The sequence below is a fragment of the Planctomycetota bacterium genome (assembly GCA_016207825.1).
Taxonomy (GTDB): Bacteria; Planctomycetota; MHYJ01; order JACQXL01; family JACQZI01; genus JACQZI01.
Genome location: JACQZI010000005.1, coordinates 183,125 through 201,771 on the forward strand (window position 1 = coordinate 183,125; position 18,647 = coordinate 201,771).

The 18,647-nt window shown below is 48.6% G+C and carries 16 protein-coding genes; 9 read left to right on the forward strand and 7 right to left on the reverse strand.

All coding sequences use genetic code 11. From position 1 onward, the window contains the following. Nucleotides 1-3: 3 nt before the first annotated feature. Entirely contained in the window at nucleotides 4-594 is a 591-nt protein-coding gene (locus tag HY811_01420; GenBank protein ID MBI4833466.1) for a DedA family protein, read from the reverse strand. Nucleotides 595-689: 95 nt separating this feature from the next. On the opposite strand from HY811_01420, the gene HY811_01425 reads away from it, so the two are divergent. Genes HY811_01425 through HY811_01440 form a run of 4 tightly spaced genes read left to right on the forward strand, consistent with a single transcriptional unit; the run spans nucleotide 690 to nucleotide 6,592 of the window. Beyond that, complete coding sequence (locus tag HY811_01425; protein ID MBI4833467.1) at nucleotides 690-1,553, forward strand: ABC transporter ATP-binding protein; 864 nt, start codon at nucleotides 690-692, stop codon at nucleotides 1,551-1,553. Between the two features lie 5 nt (nucleotides 1,554-1,558). Continuing rightward, nucleotides 1,559-2,887, forward strand: coding sequence for an ABC transporter permease (locus HY811_01430; protein MBI4833468.1), 1,329 nt, complete (start codon nucleotides 1,559-1,561; stop codon nucleotides 2,885-2,887). Then, a complete protein-coding gene (locus HY811_01435) occupies nucleotides 2,884-4,215 on the forward strand; it encodes a hypothetical protein (protein MBI4833469.1) in 1,332 nt (443 codons plus the stop codon). The genes HY811_01430 and HY811_01435 overlap by 4 nt, the downstream gene beginning before the upstream one ends. Before the next feature lies 1 nt (nucleotide 4,216). Further along, a complete protein-coding gene (locus HY811_01440) occupies nucleotides 4,217-6,592 on the forward strand; it encodes a sodium-translocating pyrophosphatase (protein ID MBI4833470.1) in 2,376 nt (791 codons plus the stop codon). A gap of 168 nt (nucleotides 6,593-6,760) precedes the next feature. Here HY811_01440 and HY811_01445 read toward each other — a convergent pair whose 3' ends face one another. From HY811_01445 to HY811_01470, 6 genes are all read right to left on the reverse strand, one after another. Beyond that, on the reverse strand, nucleotides 6,761-7,627 hold the full coding sequence (locus HY811_01445; protein MBI4833471.1) for an FtsQ-type POTRA domain-containing protein: 867 nt from the start codon (nucleotides 7,625-7,627) through the stop codon (nucleotides 6,761-6,763). Between the two features lie 1,127 nt (nucleotides 7,628-8,754). Continuing rightward, nucleotides 8,755-9,183 carry a hypothetical protein gene (locus HY811_01450; protein MBI4833472.1) on the reverse strand — a complete coding sequence of 143 codons (429 nt, stop codon included), beginning with the start codon at nucleotides 9,181-9,183 and terminating at the stop codon, nucleotides 8,755-8,757. 174 nt (nucleotides 9,184-9,357) lie between these two features. Continuing rightward, entirely contained in the window at nucleotides 9,358-9,816 is a 459-nt protein-coding gene (locus HY811_01455) for a Zn-ribbon domain-containing OB-fold protein (protein ID MBI4833473.1), read from the reverse strand. Between the two features lie 183 nt (nucleotides 9,817-9,999). Continuing rightward, complete coding sequence (locus HY811_01460) at nucleotides 10,000-11,331, reverse strand: thiolase domain-containing protein (GenBank protein ID MBI4833474.1); 1,332 nt, start codon at nucleotides 11,329-11,331, stop codon at nucleotides 10,000-10,002. A 57-nt stretch (nucleotides 11,332-11,388) separates the two neighbouring features. Beyond that, nucleotides 11,389-11,802 (reverse strand): cobalamin B12-binding domain-containing protein, encoded by a 414-nt coding sequence (locus tag HY811_01465; protein MBI4833475.1) that lies wholly within the window; start codon nucleotides 11,800-11,802, stop codon nucleotides 11,389-11,391. 19 nt (nucleotides 11,803-11,821) lie between these two features. Continuing rightward, nucleotides 11,822-13,429, reverse strand: coding sequence for a methylmalonyl-CoA mutase family protein (locus HY811_01470; protein MBI4833476.1), 1,608 nt, complete (start codon nucleotides 13,427-13,429; stop codon nucleotides 11,822-11,824). Between the two features lie 267 nt (nucleotides 13,430-13,696). Between HY811_01470 and HY811_01475 the strand changes: the two genes are divergently transcribed. From HY811_01475 to HY811_01495, 5 genes are all read left to right on the forward strand, one after another. Next, nucleotides 13,697-14,620, forward strand: coding sequence for a Ppx/GppA family phosphatase (locus HY811_01475; protein ID MBI4833477.1), 924 nt, complete (start codon nucleotides 13,697-13,699; stop codon nucleotides 14,618-14,620). A 41-nt stretch (nucleotides 14,621-14,661) separates the two neighbouring features. Beyond that, nucleotides 14,662-15,555, forward strand: coding sequence for a hypothetical protein (locus tag HY811_01480; protein ID MBI4833478.1), 894 nt, complete (start codon nucleotides 14,662-14,664; stop codon nucleotides 15,553-15,555). 77 nt (nucleotides 15,556-15,632) lie between these two features. After that, nucleotides 15,633-15,791: a hypothetical protein gene (locus HY811_01485; protein ID MBI4833479.1), complete on the forward strand. Its 159-nt coding sequence runs from the start codon at nucleotides 15,633-15,635 to the stop codon at nucleotides 15,789-15,791. 47 nt (nucleotides 15,792-15,838) lie between these two features. Beyond that, on the forward strand, nucleotides 15,839-17,782 hold the full coding sequence (locus HY811_01490; GenBank protein MBI4833480.1) for a hypothetical protein: 1,944 nt from the start codon (nucleotides 15,839-15,841) through the stop codon (nucleotides 17,780-17,782). 555 nt (nucleotides 17,783-18,337) lie between these two features. After that, a partial coding sequence (locus HY811_01495; GenBank protein ID MBI4833481.1) for a hypothetical protein occupies nucleotides 18,338-18,647 on the forward strand: 310 nt, incomplete at its 3' end.

An 18,647-nucleotide genomic window follows, 5' to 3' on the forward strand; every position in this document is an offset into this window, starting at 1 on the left:
GGTTCAGCAAAGATATTTTATCATGATAAAACCAAGAATAGCCAGAATGACAAACGCGATGGTCAACAAGTTGAAATATTTATCGATAAAGATTTTGGCTTTGGGTCCGATAAAATAAAGAATAGCGGCAACCAGGAAAAACCGTGCCGAACGGCTGATGGCGGAAGCAACGACGAACACGGTGAAATCCACCCTGAATACGCCTGCCGCAATGGTGAAAACCTTATAAGGGATCGGGGTGAACCCGGCGACCATAACCGCCCAGAAGGCGTTTTCATCGTAGAGCTTACCGACTTTCTGGAATGAATCGTTTAACTGATATAAATCAATAATGGGCCTACCGATGATTTCATACAACTGCCAGCCGATAAGATAACCGAGACATCCTCCGGCAACCGAACCGATTGAGCAAATCAAGGCATACCGGAACGCCTTGAGCGGAATGGCGATAACCAACGCAACCAAAAGGACATCCGGCGGCACCGGGAAGAAGGATGATTCGGCAACGGCCAGCAGGAACAATGCCCATACGCCGTAAGGAGTCTGTGCCCAGGATAAGACCCAATCATAAAGCCGTTTTATGGGATTTTTCATATCCAAGAAAGTATTCTATAACGAGCCGATTTTAATTGCAATTTATTTGCTGCCTGTATAATATAGATAAAATATTTTATAAGGGGGCAAATAATATGGACGGTAAAGTAATTCTTGAAGCGCATAATCTTACTAAGATTTATCGGTCTTTTTTCAGCCGTTATGAAGTAAAAGCACTGGACAACCTCAATCTGGAGGTTTCCCAGGGCGAGGTCTTCGGGCTTTTAGGACCGAACGGTTCCGGTAAGACCACGACCATGAAGATATTTATGGGACTCATCAACCCGACTTCCGGAAACGCCCTGCTTTTAGGCAAGCCCCCTCATGACGTGAGCGTCAAGGAGCGCATCGGATTCCTGCCGGAAGAGAGTTATTTGCATAAGTTCCTCAACGCGGATGAAACGCTCGATTTCTACGGAAGGCTTTTCCGGATGCCACGCGCCATGCGCCAAAAGAAAGCCGATGAATTGCTGGATTTATTGGGCCTGGCATGGGCTCGGAAGAGACTGGTTCGCGAATATTCCAAAGGGATGATGCGCAGGCTCGCCTTTGCCCAGGCGATTATCAACGACCCGGACGTCATCTTCCTGGATGAGCCGACATCGGGGCTTGACCCTTTGATGTCGCGCCATATCAAGGATATCATCCTTGACCTAAAGAAACAGGGAAAGACTATTTTCCTTTCCAGCCACTTATTGGCCGACGTGGAAAACGTCTGCGACCGGGTGATAATTCTCCATAACGGCGTCACCCAGAAAATCGGCGCGGTTAAGGATCTCTTGACCATAAACGAGCTTTCCGAAATCACCGTGAAAGGATTATCGCCGGAATTGGAGGCAAAGCTAAAGGCATTCATCCAGAAAGAAGGTGCGGAACTGGTTGATATCCAAACGCCGACCGAATCACTGGAAGACCTGTTCCTAAAAACCATAAAAGACCGGCCGGCAAAACCGGAATAACAAAGATGAGCAAGATTTTAGCCATTATCATCTTGACCTTTAAGGAAGTCATAAGGAAAAAGATATTCCTGATTATCGGACTTTTTACCATACTCCTTATTGCTTCTTCGGCATTATTCCCGGCTATCGGAGAAGGCGGCAAAGTTAAGCTGGTTGAGATATGGCTGGTCAGGGGAATTTCTTTCTTCGGCATGATAATGGCAATTTTCCTGGCAGGAGCTTCTATCCCGGCAGAGATAGAAGCGAAGCTCGTTTATTTCGTAGTCTCCAAACCGGTCAGCAAGGAAACATATTTAATCGGTAAATTCCTCGGATTCTGCCTGGTCATCGCCTGCTTTATAGCGGTTATCGGTATTATTGGTATCATATATTTGCATACGGTTGATTTTATAACGGCCAAAAACCAAACCGGCATTTCTTACCCCAAGGAATCTATCAAGGCGGATAGTTTTTATTTCGTCCAGCCACCTAACCAGCCTGGAGCGGGAATGATGGGAGTAAAGGAAACTAACCAGCCGGTTACAGTTACCTTAAAAGGCGATGGCGACAACGAAGCGACCTGGTATTTCGAAAACCTTGACAAAGACACCCTGAAAGACCCGGTTGAAATAAAGCTGACCGCTCAAATCAGGGAAAGCCAGTACCAGATATCATCGGATATGGCGCTGGTCATACGCAACATAACGGAAGAGAAAGAAACAACCCAGCGTTTCACGCTGTTTTACGAGCGGCCGATTGTCCTCCAATTCGATCGCTCTTACATAGACGCACTGGGAAAAGTCAATATCACCGCCAAACGAATAAACCCGGCAAGCGAATTGACGGTCACTCCGGAAAGCCTGGCCATCCTTTCCGCGCCGAGCAGTTTCGAATGGAATTTCTTTAAAACGAGCCTGCTTATTTATCTTAGAATCATCCTGATAATGGGAATACTTATCGGGGTATCCACCTTTCTTTCGGGCGGGGTAACCATATTCTTAGGAATATTTCTTTATTTTACCGGGAGCGCCATGGGCTTTTTCCGCGAATCGCTAACCGCGATGGAAAAGATGATGAAAATAATCGCCGAGCAAAATCTCCAGGCCGCGGCAGGGCGACATGTGCCTTACGAGGATGTCATGCCTTTATGGCTTATGAAACTTTCTAAATCGGTAAGTTACTTCGTCTTTGAAATCCTGCCTGATTTAGGCAAATATGACGGAACTAATTTATTGCTCACCGCCCAGCCGGTTACCAAAGACCTAATCGGCGGCTCTTTTTCTTATATGCTTATATATGTCTCCGTCGTTTTCATTATCGGATGGATAGGTTTTAGAAGCAGGGATTTGCAATGATTGTATCATCAAAACAGAAATACAACCTGATTGCCATAGTGGCATTGCTTATCCTGATATTTTTCCTCCGGTTGAAGATTGACCGCCTGCCCGAAAAAGAGGAAATAACCCAGAGTAGCCCCATGGAAACGCTTCCTTCGGTAGAATATATCAGCGCCTATACCGGCAGTATCGTTCTGGGAGGTTTTAAACCGCTGGTCATAGATTACCTCTGGATTACCGCGGATAAGCTGAACCAGCACCACCAGTATGACGAACTAAAATCAATCCTGAACCTGACTGCCCGTTTACAGCCCAAAGTAGTGGATGTCTGGACATTTAACGCCCATGCCATGGCGTATAATATCTCCTTGAGGTTAAAATCAGAAGCACACCAGTGGGAATGGGTCAATGCGGGATTAGAACACCTTTATGACGGCCTGCGCTGGAATCCGGATAATAAGGATATTATGAGTTCTATCGGTATGATATATTATCACCGTTTTCCCCAAGACCGTATTATAATGGAAAAACTTGAGAAGCTTACCGGTAAAAGCTGTTATATCATCGCTTCAGAATGGTTCCAAAAGATTGTCGAAACGCTTACCGCCAGAGGCGATTCCAAATACGAGATTGAAAAATGGGCGATGATGGATGCGGCCTGCCGTTTTAACAACATCTTCGAACGGCTGCGGAAAGTTGAATTCAATTTAGCGATAAAAGAAACCGGTGAACTATCCGGTCTCTACGCGGAAATCTTCCGGAAATACGGAATTGACGGGGAAATGCTGGCGGAAAAAGCCAAAGGCTGTGATTTATTGAAAGCGGCCTTTATCCTGGAAAAAGAGCTGTGGAAATACAACCCCGAAACAACGCCGGACGAATTCTTCTCACGCCTACCGGACGTTTTAAGGGAATACGATAAGGTGCTGGCAAACGCGAAATACACGGATAATGTGCCGATAAGGGCGCGGATGGAACAGCTCTTTTCTCCTTATTTAGCGGAGATTTTTAAGGGCATTTATGCCGGACGATTCGATGCGGCAAAAGAATGGCTTAAAAAGATGATTGCCCTGGAAGAAGAAGTCATTCCAGACGACCCCGCGCATAGCTCGGCATTCTTCTTTAACGCCTTCAAGGAACGTCTTGTGAAACTGGAAGAAATCATCCGCGCGGAAGAAGCGCTCGCTGCAACCCCGCACAATAACGAAAAAGCATATATTCCTTTACTTAGAAAAACAATTGAGCTATATGTAATCTACTTTTCTCAGTATAATTACATGTTTAATCTTGCTATTGAGTTTGAAAGAATGAACAGATTGCAATCTGTTTGGCAGAAAGGAGAGTGATATGGCAAGAAAGTTACTGGTGGCGGGTTGCACTGCGGCGGGATTGTTCGCGACCGGGACGCCTTTATGGGCCGAGGAAGCGGCTGTCCAGTCGACGCGCTCCATCCCCACGATCTGGTGGGTCGCCCCGTTTGGTTCATTGGTTGCCCTGGGATTCGCCTTGATGTTTTATTTCTGGATGAAAAAGCAGAATCCGGGCGAGCCGGAAATGGTAAAGATTGCCGGCTATGTAAAAAAAGGCGCCATGGCTTACCTTAAACAGCAATACAAAGTGGTAGCTATCGTCTTTGTAATAATCTCAATCCTGTTAAGCATTATGGCATTCGGACTGGGCGTCCAGTCTGTCTGGGTGCCTTTCGCGTTCCTGACAGGCGGATTTTTCTCAGGATTATGCGGCTACCTCGGAATGCTCAGCGCGACCGAAGCCAGCTCCCGCACCGCCTTTGCCGCCAAGGACAGCCTTAATAAAGGCTTGAAAGTCGCTTTCCGAAGCGGCGCGGTCATGGGATTGATTGTGGTCGGGTTCGGACTGGTCGACATTTGCCTATGGTTCCTGCTCCTCTACAAAGGAGTCCCCGCGCTTCACCAAATTTATCCCAACTTCATTTTCTTCCAGCCGATGGAGTTGAAAGAAATAACCGTGGTCATGCTTTGCTTCGGAATGGGAGCTTCAACGCAGGCGTTATTCGCCCGTGTCGGCGGCGGTATTTTCACCAAAGCGGCTGATGTCGGTGCGGACCTGGTCGGCAAAGTGGAAGCCGGCATCCCGGAAGACGACCCCAGAAACCCGGCGGTCATCGCGGATAACGTCGGCGATAACGTCGGCGACGTCGCCGGAATGGGCGCGGACCTTTATGAATCTTACTGCGGCTCGATTCTTGCCTCAGCCGCCCTGGGCGCGGCAACCGCATTGAGCTTAAACGCCGACCCGCTACCCTGGGTAATACTGCCCATGATTATCGCCGGAATCGGCAATTTCCTTTCAATCATCGGCATTTACGCCGTCAGCACCAAGGAAAAGGCGACCCAAAAGGATTTGATGGCCTCGCTCTTCAGGGGAATTAACCTTTCGTCGCTCCTTATCGTGATATTCTCGGCTTTTGCCGTGTTCTATATTTTAAAAGATGTCGCCGGACTAGGAAACCCTGTCTTCATGGGAGTCTCAAGCGGCGCTATCGGAATCTGGCTGGCTATCGTGGTCGGGCTGGTCGTCGGCATAATCATCGGGAAATCAACCGAGTATTATACCTCCAGCGACTATAAACCCACCCAGCTGGTCGCCGAGCAGACCCAAACCGGACCGGCAACCACCATCATCTCCGGAATGGCGCTCGGTATGCTTTCAACCGCCATCCCGGTTATCTCCATCGGCATCGGCATGATGCTGAGCTACGGACTCTCCGGCGGATTCACCGACCCCATCCGCGGGCTTTACGGAATCGGGCTTGCCTCGGTCGGCATGCTTTCCACTCTCGGCATCACCCTGGCAACCGATGCCTACGGGCCGATTGCCGATAACGCGGGTGGAAACGCGCAGATGACCAATCAGCCTGCGTTTGTGCGTGAAAGAACGGACGCCCTTGATTCATTGGGCAACACTACCGCGGCAACCGGCAAAGGTTTTGCCATCGGCTCAGCCGCTCTGACCGCGCTGGCCCTGCTTGCCGCTTATATAGAAGAAATAAGAATCGGACTGGAAAGAGCCGGCACCACGGTAATCCAAATCGGCTCCGGAGCCGTTAACGTGGCGGGAGCAAGCCTGGATAACTTTATGGAGTTTTTCCAGATTACCCTGATGAACCCGAAAGTTCTGGTGGGCGCTTTTATCGGAAGCATGCTCGCCTTTGCGTTCGCCGCCATGTCCATGAAAGCGGTCGGGCGCGCCGCAGGCAGAATGGTCCAGGAAGTCCGCCGCCAGTTTAAAGAAATTAAGGGGCTATTGGAAGGCAAAGCCGAAGCGGATTACACCACCTGTGTTTCAATCGCCACCAAGGGCGCGCAGACGGAAATGATTCTGCCTGCTTCAATGGCTTTAATCGCCCCGGTCGCGGTCGGTCTCTTACTGGGCGTTCCGGGAGTGATGGGAATGCTCGTCGGCGGCCTTTCAACCGGTTTCGTCCTGGCGGTTATGATGGCAAACTCGGGCGGCGCCTGGGATAACGCCAAGAAATATATCGAAAGCGGCCAGTACGGCGGCAAAGGCTCTTTCTGCCATAAAGCCGGAGTGGTCGGCGATACAGTCGGCGACCCGTTCAAGGATACGGCCGGCCCTTCGCTTAACATCCTGATAAAACTGATGTCCATGGTATCAGTCGTCTTTGCGGGCCTTACCGTGAAATACGCCCCGCAAATTTCACAGTGGTTAGGTATGAACTAAGCCACCTGCTAAAAAACACAATCCCCCCGATGAAAGTTGGGGGGATTTTTTTGCCTCCAAGGCACCAACCCGCCTGCCGGCCAGGCAGGTACACTAAGAATTAAATCTTTTTGTGCCTTAGTGTCTTAGTCCCGACGCTTCGGTCGGGAGGCTTCGCACTGGCTAACCCTATTTATCTTCCAGTGCGATATACGGCTGGTCAAACTGTATCTTGACGTATCTGACGCCCTTTAACTGAGGGCAGGCGCTCAATACGGTTTTGATATTGTTTATCTTTTCCGCCACAGAGAGCTCGCCGAACTTATCCGTATCAGGCGGCCGTCCCCATTCTATACGGATTTTATCCTGCGTCACCAAAACGATTTCGCTTTCCTTGGAATTAATCTTTCCGCCGATATTGGCGACATCTATGGTCTTGGTCTTTAATGTATCCAAGAGGTTATTCTCATCCAGTATCGCGGCCACGCTCACCGCCGCGTTCAAGCCCTTATCGCTCCATATCCTGCCGGCGAGGGGCGGATTGGCGGCAACCCCAGCCACTACCGGCAATACCGTGGGCATCGCAGGCAGTTCACTGTATTCTCCGGGCAACCTGACCATATCCTTATCCACCAGGTAATAAGCCACCTGTTTATTATTCTTCGCGACCGCCAGATACGGACGCCTCAGCTCCAGCTTGATTTTTAGGTCATTGGGCAAACGGCGTTCGATTGTCTCCACACGCTTTACCCAGGGATTCGATTCATAATGCTGGCGCAGGCGGTTGATGATATCCTCGTCAAAGGAGCTCGTTTTCACTTTAAGGATGAGCGAATCGTTCATCGCGTCGCGCAGTTCCTGGTCAATCAGCCAGTCCGGGTTATTGGCAACCTTGAAGGCGTTGATATCGAGCATGTAGCGCGAATCGCTGTCAAAATGTTCGTAGACCTTGCGGTGGACGAGAAGCAGGAGGAAAACGCTCATGCCCAGAACGAAAAGGTGAATCCCCCAGCGGCGGAGGATGTATAAAGGAATAAGTCCCAAAGTTTTCAGCATAATTATACATTAATTATCGTCAAATCCGGCGGAATCCTAAAGAAGTAATTATGCTAAACACCGGAACGCCCCGCTCAGATTTAATAATTATCAATCGGGAGTCCCTGACGGCAGGAAAGGGAAAGTGACATCCCCGAAGCACCCCATTCTTATGTAATATTAATAGGAAATCCCCGTAGCGTAGCAAAGTGGGCTAGCGAATGGGATAAAGAAGTAATTCGGGAAACACCCCCATTTTATACTGCTTCGTTGGTAAACTAAAGCATTTTGAGAATGACCAAACAAACAAGTCTAGCCCGTCTTTAGATGGGCGAAGCTAAATGACTTTGTTTATCTAACTTTACGACTTAATCAAACTAATAATCTTTTATTGATAACAATTATAGTTCTCTCTGCTAAGAATATCTGTATTATTAGTTTTGATGCATTGTATCAGCGTCTCCAACGCTGGAAAAGCGTTTTAACCTAAATTCTAATTCCAAGAAATATAAGGAGTTAGAAAGAGGGGGGACTACCTCCCCCCACCCCCCACCTAACCATACCCGGAAATAGCCAAGATCACCCCCCGTCCCTAATCATTATCCTTTATTTACTTAATAGTCACCATATACTCACACAATAGTTGCCGTATATTTACCAAAAGGCTGTCTTATATCCTCTTAAAGATTATCCCTATATAATTTGGAGGAAGCATCCCCCGCCCCAAAAGATTACCTCGCTCATTACAAAAGATTATGCTATATTCCTTTAACGCTTTCCATACGGTCCCGCAAAGGAACTTCACTTCCCACTAACCCAAAAAGAAGTACATGGCAACATAATAGAATGCGCTCATCTTGATACAAAGGAGTGTTTTTTATCCTGGAATAGAAACCATCAATAAAATTAGGATTTATTGATTGCCTCTTTTTCAGGCGGATGCACCCTGAATTCCTGCTCAAAGTGGTAATCACGATTCAGGTAACCGTGACGAGAGGGGTTTGATGGGACTTTGCCGCCCCGCTAAATGCGGGGTAAACTCCGGCGCAGCCGCCCCCCCCGATTGCCATCGGGGCGAGCCTCGCCAAAGGCGGGAGAACACGGAGGGGATTATTTGTTTTGGGTGATTGGCTTTAAATCCCGAACTCCTATTTATTTTCCTGGTCAGGTTTGTTTTTCTCCATTAGTTGCTTTTTTAATTCTTTGCTGGTTTTTGCCATTTCCTCGGTATACTTTGCCAGTTCTTCGTTGTTTTTTGCCAATTCTTCAATCTTTACTTGTAGATCTTTTATAAGTTTTTTTGTAACTTCAAGCATTTCTGTTCTTTCGTTTATTGTTATTTCATCCTCCTCAACTGTTTGTGCAAGAAGTTCATTTTTTAGCTTCAAATCACTCAGCTTTTCTTCAAAATGTTTTCTTAAATCGCGATTTTCGATGTTTAACGCCCGGATTTCTTGTTTTAATTCGTCATTCTCCTTTTTCAAATCAGGGATAACATTTGGGTCAACGCTCTGGCAGGAAATCATCATAATCATTAGCATCAAACAAAGAAAGAGCATATCCTTTTTATTCATCATGGTCCCCTTCTTTCCTTATTTTAATATTTCTCTGCGGCCTTTGCGCCTTTGCGGTTAATATAACAAAGTCCCCCTTTCATCAAGGGGGACTTTTCTTTATTAAAATAAGCTTTCTTATTCCGCCGGATCCCGCTCCGTCCCGCTTTGCGGGACTACGGGGATACCCGATTAATATTACTCAGAATGGGGTACAAAATAAACATCCGTCGGGCGGAATTTGGCGTTCCTCTTGAACTGCGCCTTGATTTTCATCCCTACCAGCTTCAAACTCGGCTTGGATGTATCCACGCCGACGAGGCGGCTCAAGAATAATGTATCTACCTTATCCCATTCGACTAGCACAAGGATAAAAGGCGTTTCCTTGAGGAACTCTTCGCTCCCGAAATGGCAGACTGTAAATGTATGGATGCGCCCCACTTCCGGCAGTTCGAACCATTCGGTCGGCGACCCGCATTCCATGCAATGCGCCTTGGGCGTCCCATAAGTGTATTTGCACTTCGGGCACTTGGTGCCCAGAAGCTTGCCGTTTGCCAGTCCGGCAAAGAAGGGAGAATCCTGCCCGTAGCTGTGGATGTAGTCAATGTGATAAGGCTGCTTGATGATAATGGGCGACATGTGCTTCAGGTCCTTCATCTCCTTGGGGAATGGGACTTTAAAAAGAATCGTCCCGTCGTCTGTCTCAGGAAGCTTTATTCTTTCTACTGTTGCCTGCCCGACTGTATCTTTCAGGCGGGGCGTAATCGGTTGAATGTTCATTTTCATTCCTCCTTTATGATACACGAAAACACTGAATTTGTTACAAAGCACGAAATCATTTTACGCTTTCTCCAATATAGACACTGTGACATAAGTTCCGGTTCCCGCGTGGCTGTGGATGGCGCCGCGCTTGGCGTTCTTCACCTGGATGGTATCATCTCCCAGATGTTTCTTCATCGAGCCCTGCAATTGCCAAAGCGCGAAGACCGCCTGCATCAAGCCGGTCGCGCCGACCGGATGACCGCAGGCAATCAAACCGCCTGAAGGGTTGACCGGAATTTCGCCCTGGCGCGGGAGCTTGCCCAAACCGTAATCTATATTCGGGAGGAAAGGCGCGCCGGATTCCACGAACTTGCCGCCTTCTCCGTATTTGCACAGCCCCATATCCTCGTAGGTCTGTATTTCCGATGAGGTATAGGCATCATGCAGTTCCACGAAATCTATTTCCTTTAACGGGTCTTTAATCCCGGCATGCTCATAAGCGAGCTTGGAAGCGGTGCGTCCCGCGCGGAATGAATGTATGCCCGGATATTTAAGGTCTTTGTAATCGGAGGCTTTTTCATGAGCCAGGAGAATCACTTTCTTGTGGGGACGGTCGGACATACGCATGGCATCCGTGCCGCGGCCGATGCCGGTGACCTTGACGAGGTTCTTCGGTTCCTTGCCGGTGGCTTTCTTGATTTTCTTTATGCCGTCTTCGCTGGCGAGAATGCCGCATGCCGCGCCGTCGCTCATCACGCAGATATCAAGTAAGGTCAGCGGCCAGGCGACCATATCCGAATTACGCACATCCTTGACGGTCAGGCGTTTCCTTTTCTGGGCGTATTTATTATGGAAGGCGTTGATATGGTTCTTGACGGAGACCTTTGCCAGCTGTTCCACGGTCGTGCCGAATTCCTGCATGTGCCGGACGACCATCATGGCGTAATAGCCGGAATAAAATCCGCCCACCGGATAATCAAAGCTGACATCCGAGGCGAGCGCGATGAATTCATTCCCTTTCCAGGTATTGACGTGGGACATGGTTTCGAATCCGTAAGCGACGCAGGTATCCATGACGCCGGATGCGATATTTTTATAGGCCTCCTGGAAACAGACTCCGCCGGTCGCGCCGCCTGCCTCAACTCGGTGGCTGGGCAGGGGGCAAAGGCCAAGGTAATCCTGAACCATAATGCCTGACATCAACTGGCGCGCGAAGTGGTCGGAAAAATAAGAGGCAACGCTTCCGTCAAACACTTCCGGCGCTTGTTTGTTTTCAAGCCCGATATCCTTCAGGGCATAGTCATAGGCTTCTTTCACCATGGGTTGGAATGTCACGTCAGGGCGGGCCTTGGCAAATTTGCTTATGCCGCCTGAAACAAAGTAGACATCCCTTGTCTTTTTAAACGCCATAAATTCCTCCTTTACCCCGAACCCCTGCCTGCGGCAGGCAGGCTTGTGGTGCGGGGTTTATTTTTTACTTTTCTTGCGTTTGGTAACTTCAGTTTTTATGTAATCGATTATTTCCGTGGTCGGCGCGCCCGGGGTAAAGAGGCATCCGATGCCGAGATTTTTCAGCTTGGGCATATCGTCTTCCGGGATTATTCCGCCGCCGGTCAGCAATACGTTTTTCATACCTTTTGATTTGAGCATTTTCAGGACTGCCGGGAAAATGGTCATATGGGCGCCGGAAAGAATGGATAAACCGACCACATCGACATCCTCTTCCAGCGCGGCGTTGACAATCATTTCCGGCGTCTGGTGGAGTCCGGTGTAAATCACCTCCATCCCGGCATCGCGCAGGGCGCAGGCAATCACCTTGGCGCCGCGGTCATGTCCGTCCAGTCCGGGCTTGGCGACGAGAACTCTGATTTTATCTGTCATAATAACTCCTCGTAAAAATCTACCAGAAAATCGGCGGTTCTTTGTATTCGCCGAAGACCTTCTTTAATGTATTGATAATTTCGCCCAGGGTTGTATAGCACTTGGCCGCTTCGAGAATTTTGGGCATCAGGTTATCCGTGCCGCGCGCGGCAGCTTTAATTGCTTCCAGGCATTTCTTTACTTTCGCGTTATCGCGGCGCCGGCGCAGTTTCTTTAAGCCCTGGTTCTGGTCGTGTTCCACCTTGGTGGAAATCTTAAGAAGCTCGATATCGGGCGGCGTATCCTCGACGAATTCGTTTATGCCGATGATAATACGCTTTTTCGCTTCGATTTCTTTCTGGTATTGGTAAGCGGAGCTGGCGATTTCCCGCTGGAAGAAACCCTGCTCGATTGCCGGAATCACCCCGCCGAAGGAATCTATCTTCTTAAAATATTCCTCGGCCGCCGCTTCCATCTTATTGGTAAGCGCTTCGACATAATACGAGCCGCCCAGGGGGTCGATTGTATTGGTGACGCCCGATTCATAGGCGATAATCTGCTGGGTGCGCAGGGCAATCCGGACCGCGTGTTCGGTCGGGAGAGCCAGCGTTTCATCCATGGAGTTTGTATGCAGGCTCTGTGTCCCGCCTAAAACGGCCGAGAGTCCCTGGTAAGCCGTGCGGACGATGTTGTTTTCCGGCTGTTGCGCAGTCAGCGTGCATCCGGCGGTCTGGGTATGGAAACGCATGAGGTAAGAACGCTGGTCTTTGGCCTTGTATTTATCGCGCATCCGTTTGGACCAGATACGGCGCGCCGCGCGGTATTTGGCGATTTCCTCGAAGAAATCCAGGTGTGAATTAAAGAAGAACGACAGGCGCGGGGCGAATTTATCCACATCCATCCCGGCGGCGATGCCTGCTTCCACATAGGCGAATCCATCGGCTAATGTAAACGCCAACTCTTGCACGGCGGTCGAGCCGGCTTCGCGTATGTGATAACCGCTGATGGAAATCGTATTCCATTTCGGAACGTGGTCCGCGCAGAAAGCAAGTATATCCGTGATAATGCGCATCGAAGGCTTGGGCGGGAAAATCCAGGATTTCTGCGCGATGTATTCTTTTAGGATATCATTTTGTATCGTACCCCTGAGCTGCGTTGAAGGCACGCCCTGCTTTTCTCCTACCGCGATATAAAAAGCCAGCAAGACCGCGGAAGGCCCGTTTATGGTCATCGAGGTGGAAACCTTGTCAAGCGGGATGCCGCTAAAAAGCGTTTCCATGTTTTCAAGCGAAGCGATTGCCACGCCGCAACGGCCGACTTCGCCTTTTGCCATTGTGTCGTCCGAATCGCGCCCGTAAAGCGTGGGAAAATCAAAGGCGACCGATAAACCGGTCTGTCCGTGCGCAAGCAGGAATTTATAGCGCTTATTGGTGTCCTTGGCGGTGCCGAACCCGGAAAACTGGCGCATGGTCCAGAGCTGGCCGCGGTACATATCCGGATAGACTCCGCGTGTATAAGGGAATTTGCCGGGCGCACCCAAATCGCGCTGGTAATCAAAGCCGGGGATATCAGCAGAAGTGTAAACGACTTTTTGGGGCGTAGGCGTTGATTTGGTTTCCGGCTTTGCTATGACAGTTTTATCATTCATCGGATAAATAATGATATCTAAAACAGAATGGGCTGTCAATAAAATATATTTTCTTGTTGGCCGATAAAAAATCTTGACTGGGCGATAATAAATTTGTCTAATACAACCGTAAATAATTTAACTAGTTAATCGGAAGGGGGTGACTGAAATGAGTTGCGGTAAAAAAGGCTGCGGATGCGGCTCCAAAAAAGGCAAAAAGAAATAGTTAAAACACCCCTATGCCCCGTTTCCCCGATGCCTGTCGGGGGACGGGGCTTAATCACGCTTATGCATAAACTCGCGGTCATCGATTTAGGCACCAATTCGGTAAAGCTGCTCATAGCTAAAGTTAATCCACCCCCTCATTTCAGGATTGTTCCGCTTTATGAACGGGTTGTCATCACCAGAATCGGCCGGAACTTGAAAACTACGCAACGGCTTGACAAATCCGGTTCCAATAAAACATTACAATTGATAAAAGGTTTTACGCGCCAATGCCGCAAGAAAAACATCAGCGACATATTTATCCTGGGAACAAACGCATTGCGGGAGGCAAAAGATTCCGCTGAATTCATCCATGAGCTCAAAAGGGAAACAGGGCTAAGGATTAAGGTCGTCTCAGGCCGCGAGGAGGCATATTTTTCATACCTTGGCGCTGTTGATTCCTTACGCAAAGAGAAAAACCTGGTGATTGATATCGGCGGCGGCAGCACGGAGCTTGTTTATGGAATAGGACCTAAAGTAAAATGGTGGAAGAGCATACCGATGGGCGCGGTGAAACTGACGGAATTATGCGTTCATTCAGACCCGATATTGAAATCCGATTACGATAAACTATTGAAGCAAATCAAACGCCGACTTCCGGCCAAAGCAACGCCTAAACCGGTTAATTGTTACGGGGTGGGCGGAACCGTAGTCACCCTGGCGGCTGTGGCCAAAAAACTAAAGAAACTGACTCCAGGAAAAATAGAAGGCTATCTATTGACCAGAAACAAGGTAACCGAATTGCTGAAATTATTATGCCGGATGAATATTACCCAGCGCATGGAAATAAACGGGATTGAAAAAGAAAGGGCTGATATCATCCCGGCAGGAACAGCAATCCTTTCGGCAATCATGGATTTGTGGAACATAAAAACCATTAAGGTATCATCCCGGGGTTTGCGTTACGGCTTTATCAAAAACAACGCACTCATTAAGCCAAAAGATTAAGCTTGACAAATTCGATATAATAATGTATATTGGCCCGCAATATGGGCATAAAGAAAATATTGCTCTGGGTGGGAATTACCGGATCAATAGGATTGCTTTTCGGCATCTGGTTCAATATCCTTTATACCGGAGGCCAAAACAATAATACTTCGGAAACTAATCCTAAAAACGATTCGGTTAATGTAAACAACAATTCTAACGAAACAAACTCAGCCGCGACAAATCGTTACCCTGGCTCTACTAAAGAATCCAGGCAAAACAAGCCCAAAAACAATACCACCCTGGCCGCTAAGGGAAAACCGGCTGTATCTCCTAATCCGGCCGCGGCCAACATTCAGAACGCGGAAAGAGATTTCTATTCGCCTAAAAACCTGGACCGTTTAATCGGCAATACCCCGTTAAGCACGGCACTGTCAATCGCCCATGGTTTGCCGGACGAAACCATCCAGGAGATTTTAAATAAAATCCCCGAAGATTACCTGAAAGAAAAACTGGCAACCGCCGAACTGGGATTTTCCAACGAAGAGTTAAAAGACAATAACCCCCTTGAATTAATCAACTCGCTTCTTAAAGTTTCCGAGACCGGAGCCGTTACAGATACGGCTGAAGTCTTTTTCACCTCCCTCGTCAACCCAAACGATAACAGCCCGGGTTACGCGACCCCATATTTCTACGAAAACACCAAAAAGATTTTTGCCTGTTTCAAGAACGAAGGAACCATGGCTGATTTTAAGGAGGTGGTCTCCTTATGGAAAAACACCTCAACCGGCAAGGTGACCTATTGGGGGAAACAAATGATTAATCCGTGGTCAAAATGGAATTACGTCTGGCTGGAATATAAATCCAACTGGCCTAAGGGTTCTTACATAGTTTCCTTTTATAAAAACGCCAGCAGTTCAAAATGCCTGGCGCAGGGAAGGTTTGAGGTAAAATAATCTTTATTTCTTGCAATTTATTTTTTCATAAGTAATAATATTCAATAAGATTCGTAGTAAAAAAGGAGGTGACTAAAATGAGGAAAAAGCTGACGCTCTTGGTAGTGTTAAGCCTGATTATAGCCGGTGCTATAGTCGGCTGTTCAGCCAGCAGTTCAGATGACGATGAAACAGCGGCACCGGGAGGCTCAGGGCTTCCTGCAGGAACAGTTATTATTATAGGAGAAAAAACCTAATCATCCCGACATATTTCGGGATGGCTAAAAAGTGGAGGATAAAAAAGATGGTAAAAACCAAATACCTGATAATCATGTCAATCCTGGTAAGCGCTGTGCTGGTCGGCATAACGCTTTCCTTCCCGGCAACCGCCGCAACCGTAACACCGGATACTTACAAAGTTACGCTGTATAAAACAGAGCTTTCGACCAACGGGACCACGTGGGTAGAAGTATTTAACAGCGTAGCAGGCACACAAATAGACTTCCAGAACGCGGCGCAGATAGGAAGCGCTTTCGGGCAGGGCTCGATGCCGGAGGGCACCTATAATGCGGCAAGATTCACCATTAAAAACGCGATTGAATATTCCTATGCGGCATCCGGCGTCGGCGCAACTACTTTCAGCCCATACCCGGGAAACGCAACCGACCAGGTGCCTGTTTATTTCTCCGTCAGCGGCACTTTCACCTGGAGCAACGACGGTTCAACGCTCCTCAAGGCTTTCCCGATGCCTGACCCCATCAGGGTCGTGGCTAACGGGACATCTAAGGTAATCATGAACTTTGGCGTAACGAATTCCCTGGTAATAGTCGGAGCGACTTTATATCTTGCTCCGCCCACTATGAGCGTAAGCAATATCGTAATCCCGCCCACCCCGCCGGCTAACCCCAATCTCTTTGCGGGAGGCGAATATTATTTCGTCCGTCAGAACCTTGCCATACCAGCGCTAAATTCGATTACCCCGACCTGGATGGAGCTTCAATCCGGCTGGGGAATAATTTCCATGAGCGCACCATCGGCCGCCGGAGTGGGAACTTTTGAGATTCTTCCGGCTAATAACAGCGAACACCGCCGAAGTATTTATCTTTCCGACGCAATTTCGCACACTAGTATGGGCGGACAGATTGAACTGGTGGGAATCCCCATGTCCGGAACATACTACGCGGATGCCAGCGGTTTCATCAATATGCTGATGCCCCAAACAAACGGCATTATCCGGGGCGGGCTCAGAAATGATGGAAAGGTATTTATCGCCATTGAAATAGCTTCTCCTTCCAGCCAGACACAAGATACTTATGTTGGTTATCACATGATTTATGCCATACTGAAAGAAACTAATACCAACGGCCCTAACCTTATCGGCGACTTTGCGTTTAATGGTTACGGAGCCGGGGTAATCACGGCTTACAATACCGCCGGCGGCGCGACGAATTATCAGAACTTTAGGTTAGAAACCGATGTCGGCATAGGCTGGCTGCAGGCCACAGCCGGGGCGGTTACCGATACCGAAACCAATAACCGGATTGAAATTCAACGGCCATTGAGCCCAACGGAACAAACCGTTACGGTACCGACCATTGGATATTACACCGACACCAATGCGGCGCCTCTTGCGGTAGATGCAAACTGCCGATTCACGGTCGATAAGACCTGGGGCGCTCTATTAAACGACCGTTCCATCGGCATCTACGCCGGTGATACGACCAGCCCCTCAGATACATGGTCTGGGTCAGGAGTTGAATTCTGGCAAAATTATCTTAATTTCGGAGTCGCCTTGCCGATTTCTCCCGCAGGAACGTTTAACGTTGCCAGCGTATCCGGCACATATACATTTGTATTTAGGCGTGATAAATGGGATAACTCTATGGGAACCGAACTGCCCGATAACGAGGTTACGTTGGGCCGAATAACGCTGGATGGCGTGGGCAATGCCACGGGACGAATGACAGTCTGCCGGCGCGGCGCGACAGAAATCCAAACCTTTGATAATATTACTTATACGGTAGTTACCACGCAAATCGGGGCGCTTAGTGCCACCGCTGTTGCTGGAGTTGATTACCGTTCCGCGGATGTCATCAGCCTCTACGATAATGACAAGCAGGAAGAAATGGTCCGGATGCTGATTGGTGCCGACGGCAAGACGTTGTCGCCTTATGTACCGGCTGAAACCGTACCATTTAATAACACTCCCTCCGACAGACGCGGTTTGGGGCTGGCCATCAAGCAGTAATAAGCAAAAGGGTTATATAACACCAAAGGGCTTCCTGACGTAAAAATCGGGAAGCCTTTTTTATTGCGCTTGATGCTTATGCTAATTCGGTTGAAAATTATAAAATCAAGCATGGCACCCATGCCCGTCCAGTCAGGCGGGCCATGCCTTGCTGAGGGATACCCCATACTTTGTTGGGTGGTACCCCATACCTTTGTGAAGGGGAGCCCATACCTTGGTAAGCGGTACCCCATAGTTTTGTAAAGGGCGCCCCATATCTTGGTGACTGGTACCCTATACCCTGACAAGTGGCTCCCCATACTCTGATAAGAGGTGCCCTATACCTTGGTGAAGACTACCCCGTAGTTTTGCGATGGGTACCCCACGGCCTTACGAGGAGGGGAGCACGGCTTTATAAAGAATCCCCCACGGCGGGGGGTGTGACTACCCCCCTACGTTTGATTTTACCAAATTTTATAATTCCTTATGAGTCAAGATGATACGAACATAAATGAGGCCGGAAAAGTTCAACTCAAAATCCCTATTCCAGCCATAAATGAGGAGGGTTTAAAAGGTGTGAAAAGATGGGCAAAAAAGGCATATCGCAAGGCGCGGATACAGGTAAACTGGAAGAAGGCGCAGAAGATAAAGGAGATGATGCCGATAGAGACGGCGGCGTATGCCGAGCGGAAGGTATTCGGCAACTGGCGATTGGTGGCGCCATACCGTGATACCGTAGGGGCGATTCATGAATCGCCCCTACAGACAGCCATCCGGGCATTGCGGCCGTATATCGTGCAGACCAGATGGGGTGAATTCCGGCGTGAATTTGTTAAGGAGATAAAGCTCTGTTTTAATGCGATTTGCGATGCGGATTACGACCCGA

Coding starts and splice junctions, on each gene's coding strand:
- HY811_01460 (MBI4833474.1), bottom strand. CDS start 11,331: ATGGCGTTTAAAAAGACAAGGGATGTCTACTTTGTTTCAGGCGGCATA.
- HY811_01445 (MBI4833471.1), bottom strand. CDS start 7,627: ATGCTGAAAACTTTGGGACTTATTCCTTTATACATCCTCCGCCGCTGG.
- HY811_01450 (MBI4833472.1), bottom strand. CDS start 9,183: ATGATGAATAAAAAGGATATGCTCTTTCTTTGTTTGATGCTAATGATT.
- HY811_01430 (MBI4833468.1), top strand. CDS start 1,559: ATGAGCAAGATTTTAGCCATTATCATCTTGACCTTTAAGGAAGTCATA.
- HY811_01470 (MBI4833476.1), bottom strand. CDS start 13,429: ATGAATGATAAAACTGTCATAGCAAAGCCGGAAACCAAATCAACGCCT.
- HY811_01420 (MBI4833466.1), bottom strand. CDS start 594: ATGAAAAATCCCATAAAACGGCTTTATGATTGGGTCTTATCCTGGGCA.
- HY811_01485 (MBI4833479.1), top strand. CDS start 15,633: ATGAGGAAAAAGCTGACGCTCTTGGTAGTGTTAAGCCTGATTATAGCC.
- HY811_01475 (MBI4833477.1), top strand. CDS start 13,697: ATGCATAAACTCGCGGTCATCGATTTAGGCACCAATTCGGTAAAGCTG.
- HY811_01440 (MBI4833470.1), top strand. CDS start 4,217: ATGGCAAGAAAGTTACTGGTGGCGGGTTGCACTGCGGCGGGATTGTTC.
- HY811_01435 (MBI4833469.1), top strand. CDS start 2,884: ATGATTGTATCATCAAAACAGAAATACAACCTGATTGCCATAGTGGCA.
- HY811_01425 (MBI4833467.1), top strand. CDS start 690: ATGGACGGTAAAGTAATTCTTGAAGCGCATAATCTTACTAAGATTTAT.
- HY811_01490 (MBI4833480.1), top strand. CDS start 15,839: ATGGTAAAAACCAAATACCTGATAATCATGTCAATCCTGGTAAGCGCT.
- HY811_01465 (MBI4833475.1), bottom strand. CDS start 11,802: ATGACAGATAAAATCAGAGTTCTCGTCGCCAAGCCCGGACTGGACGGA.
- HY811_01480 (MBI4833478.1), top strand. CDS start 14,662: ATGGGCATAAAGAAAATATTGCTCTGGGTGGGAATTACCGGATCAATA.
- HY811_01455 (MBI4833473.1), bottom strand. CDS start 9,816: ATGAAGGACCTGAAGCACATGTCGCCCATTATCATCAAGCAGCCTTAT.